Origin of the sequence: Burkholderia sp. lig30, from assembly GCF_000687455.2 — a bacterium.
Lineage (GTDB): Bacteria > Pseudomonadota > Gammaproteobacteria > Burkholderiales > Burkholderiaceae > Burkholderia.
Genome location: NZ_JGVW01000026.1, coordinates 1 through 3,645, shown reverse-complemented (window position 1 = coordinate 3,645; position 3,645 = coordinate 1). Strand labels below are relative to the sequence as shown.

Below are 3,645 nucleotides of genomic sequence, written 5' to 3'. Positions count from 1 at the left end.
ACCGACAGCGCGGCGCCATTGCCGCCGCTTTCCGTGTAGCTGTCCTGGTGCTGGTAGCTGTACGTGACGCTGCCTAGCGGCGTGACCGTGAAGTTGCCCACCGCCAGCGGATAGCCGCCCTCGACGCTCGCGACGTACTGCTGACCGTTGAACTGGCCGTTCGCCACGCCCGAGAACCCGGTAAAGTCGATCTGGCGCGTCGTGTCGTAGCGCTGCTGCACCACCCCTGCGCTCAGGTTCACGTACCACGGCGCACCGGTGTAGCTCGCGTAGCCCATCAGGCCATAGCCGTTCACGCGGGTCGACTGCCCGGCGCTGTTCTCCGTGCCGTTGATCAGCGTGTTGCTGTAGCTGAACACGCCGCCCGCACGCCAGCGCTCGTTGACCCGCCGGTCGACGCCGAACAGCAGCCCGCCGTAGTTCGCGCTGTAGCCGTCGACCCGGTCGACCGCGCCCTGCCCGGCATGCCCGCCGAACCCCTGGCCCCAGACGCCCCACGGCGGCGCCCCCTCGCCGGTCGCGATGCCCGACTCCGTCCCGCCGGCGCCATCGGCCTGCGCGACGCGCAGGCTGTCGGCATGCGCGGCCACCACCGCCAGCACGCTGAAGGTCGGCGCAGCCGCCGCCTGCATGCCGGCGGACGGATGCATCGGCGCGAGCTGCGCGCCCGCGCGGTTGGCCGCGGCGGTCGAACCATAGGTGTTCGTCGCGATCACCGCGTTCTGCAGGTTCATCAGGTTCGGGTTGTATCCGCTGTACCCCAGCACCCCGCCGATCGACGAAACCGAGTTCGGCGCATTCGCGTGCGTCGGCGTGGCCAGCGTCGCCGCCGCCGTCGGCCCGCTCGGCGGCGTGGTGGGACAACTGCCCAGACACAGCACCAGATCGCTGTGGCCATCGACGCCGACGTTCTGCCCGATGATCGAGCCGCTGTAGCCGGTGGCCGAATAGTGCAGGCTGCCCTCGTTATACGAACCGGTCCCCGCCGCATCGACCACGATGAAGCGCTGGCCCGGCGCGAACGCGTAGCCCAGGCTCTTCAGCCCCACCGACGATCCCGCCGCGATCGACGCATTGCCGCTGACCACCAGCTCGCCATAGTTCGTGGCCGACGTGACGCCCGACAGCAGCGTCGCGGCGGCCCCCTGGCTGTAGTTGCCGGTGATCGTCATCGGCGCATTGACCTGCAGCGTCGCGCCCGTGTTGTTCACGCTGTGGCTGCTACCGACGTTGATGGCGTCGTTCAGCAACAGGTTGCCCGAGCCGAACACCACATTCGACCCGCTATTGGTGATCAGCCCCGTCGCCCCGCCATTGCCCGTGAGCGTGCCGAACTGCGTGTAGCTGCCCCCGGCGATGGTCAGATCGTTGCTCGAGGCGTTGCTGATGTTGCCAGCAATCACGCCTGAGTTCGTGATCGGGCCGATCGTGCCGCTCGCGGCGTTGTAGATCGCGTAATCGCGGCCGCTTATGATGCCGCCGTTGGCAAGCGAACCGATCGTGCCGCTGTTATGGATGCCGGTGGCGCCATTGGCACCGCCAATCGTGCCGTAGTTGGACAATGCGGAAATCACGCCGCTGTTCGTCAGCGAGCCGATCGCACCGGTGTTGTTGATGCCAACGCCAAAACCGTCCACGGGGCCAAAACCGCCGAAGCCGCCGAAGCCGCCACCGCCGCTACCGGCTTTGCCGCCGGCGCCGCTGATACTACCGTTGTTCGTCAGCGTGACGATCGTGCCGGCGTTGTTGATGCCCATACCATTACCGCCGTTGCTGCCGGCGCCGCCGTTGGCACCGGTACCGGCGATGCTGCCGTTGTTGGTCAGCGCGTCGATCTGGCCGGCGTTGCTGATGCCAGTGCCACCACCGCCGCCGCTGCCATTTGCGCCGGTGCCGCTGATGCTACCGGTGTTGGTCAATGTGCTGATCGTGCCGGCATTGTTAATGCCCGTACCATTACCGCCACTACCGCCGTTGCCGCTGGCACCGCCGGCGCCGCCGGCGCCGCCGGCGCCGCTAATACTACCGCTGTTCGTCAGCGCGCCGATCGTGCCGGCGTTGTTGATGCCCGTACCATTACCGCCATTACCACCGTTGCCGCTGACACCGCCGGCGCCGCTGATACTACCGCTGTTCGTCAGCGCGCCGATCGTGCCGGCGTTGTTGATGCCCGTACCATTACCGCCGTTGTTGCCGGCACCGCCGTTATTGCTAAATATGGCGGTACCGGTATTGCCACCGGTGCCGCTGATGGTACCGGTATTGGTCAATGTGCTGATCGTGCCGGCATTGTTAACGCCCGTGCCGTTGCCGGCCTTGCCGGCGGCTCCAGCGAAGCCGCTAAAGCCGCCCATGCTGGGGACGGTACCACCGACGCCTCCAGTTCCGCCGTCGCCACCGGTGCCGCTGATGGTACTGCCGTTGGTGAACTCGCCGATCGTGCCGGTGTTGTTAATGCCCGTGCCATTGCCGCCGTTGCCGCCGGAACCGCCGCTGCCGCCGTTACCGCTCCAGCCGCCACCATAGCCGCCCCCCGGGGGACCGCCATCGCCGCCGTTACCGCCATTACCGCCGATACCGCCGTTTCCGCCATTGCCGCTGATCTTGCCGTTGTTGATCAGCACGCTGATCGTGCCGGCGTTATCGATACCCGTGCCGTTGCCTGCGTCGCGGCCGGGAGTGCCTGAGGTGGCGTCGCCTCCGCGGGCGCCGAAGTCGGTGCCGTTGGCGCCGTTGGTGCCGTCGGTGCCGTTGGTGCCGTTGGCACCTATGCCGCCAATCGTGCCGTGGTTGGTTAGCGTACCGACGGAAATGGCCGTGCCAACGACAATGCCGGTCGGACCACCCGAGATGCCCCCTCCACTCGTGATTGTGATGTCGGTATTGTTCTGCGCATCATACGGACCGGTCTGCGGGGTGCTGATTGTTGTCGGAGTCGACTGCGCTTTCGCGATGCCCGGTGCCACACTCGTCAGTGCTGCAGCAATGGCGAGCGAGAGCGCGTTCGCCTTCGGATACGAGATCGATCTTTTCATACTGGCCTTAAATATTGTTTGTTTGCTAATCCCCGCGTTTTCCATGGGGTTCAGAAATGGAAGCTACGCGGCCACGGCCAGGTCCCGTTTTGGCGCAAATCCGCCGAAGCCCATGTTCGGGAGGCCGTGATGTAAGTCCACATCCAGTCGGTCACAAAGCTCTGCACGTGGTCCAGTTCCTCGCAGTGTTACTGCGACAGCCATTCGTACCGCACGGTCCGGTTGAATCGCTCGACATACGCGTTCTGCTGGGAGACCTGGTTGACGGCGCACGGCACCGCGAGCGGCGCTGGCACCCACGCGCCCCGACTTGAGTCCTACTCGAGCGTCGATGATAGAGATCGGCGAGGCCGAAAAGCTGACATTTCCTGACAGATCAGCTCGGGCTCGCGCCGGATGCTTGCGGTAGACGGCCGGCGCACCGGATGCAGATCCGTGCTCACGCCGTGCAGGCTCTCGGTGTGGCCGATGAACAGAGGGCCGTCCGGTTTGAGGTGCGCGGCAATGCGTGCGACGATCTGGCGTTTGGTCTCAGCGCTGAAATAGATCATCACGTTGCGCAGGAAGATCACGTCGAAACTGCCGATGCCCGTAAGCGTTCGGCAAACCC

General features: G+C 65.7%; 2 protein-coding genes and 1 pseudogene. All 3 read right to left on the bottom strand.

From position 1 onward, the window contains the following. Window positions 1-3,035, bottom strand: a 3,035-nt coding sequence (locus LIG30_RS01995) for an autotransporter outer membrane beta-barrel domain-containing protein (RefSeq protein WP_038709229.1), incomplete at its 3' end; no start/stop codon positions are given. Between the two features lie 63 nt (window positions 3,036-3,098). Next, window positions 3,099-3,344 (bottom strand): annotated as a pseudogene (locus tag LIG30_RS27080) (integrase core domain-containing protein); the annotation flags it as partial. Window positions 3,345-3,352: 8 nt separating this feature from the next. Continuing rightward, window positions 3,353-3,645: CheR family methyltransferase (locus tag LIG30_RS01990; protein WP_038709227.1), on the bottom strand; the 293-nt coding region annotated here is incomplete at its 5' end.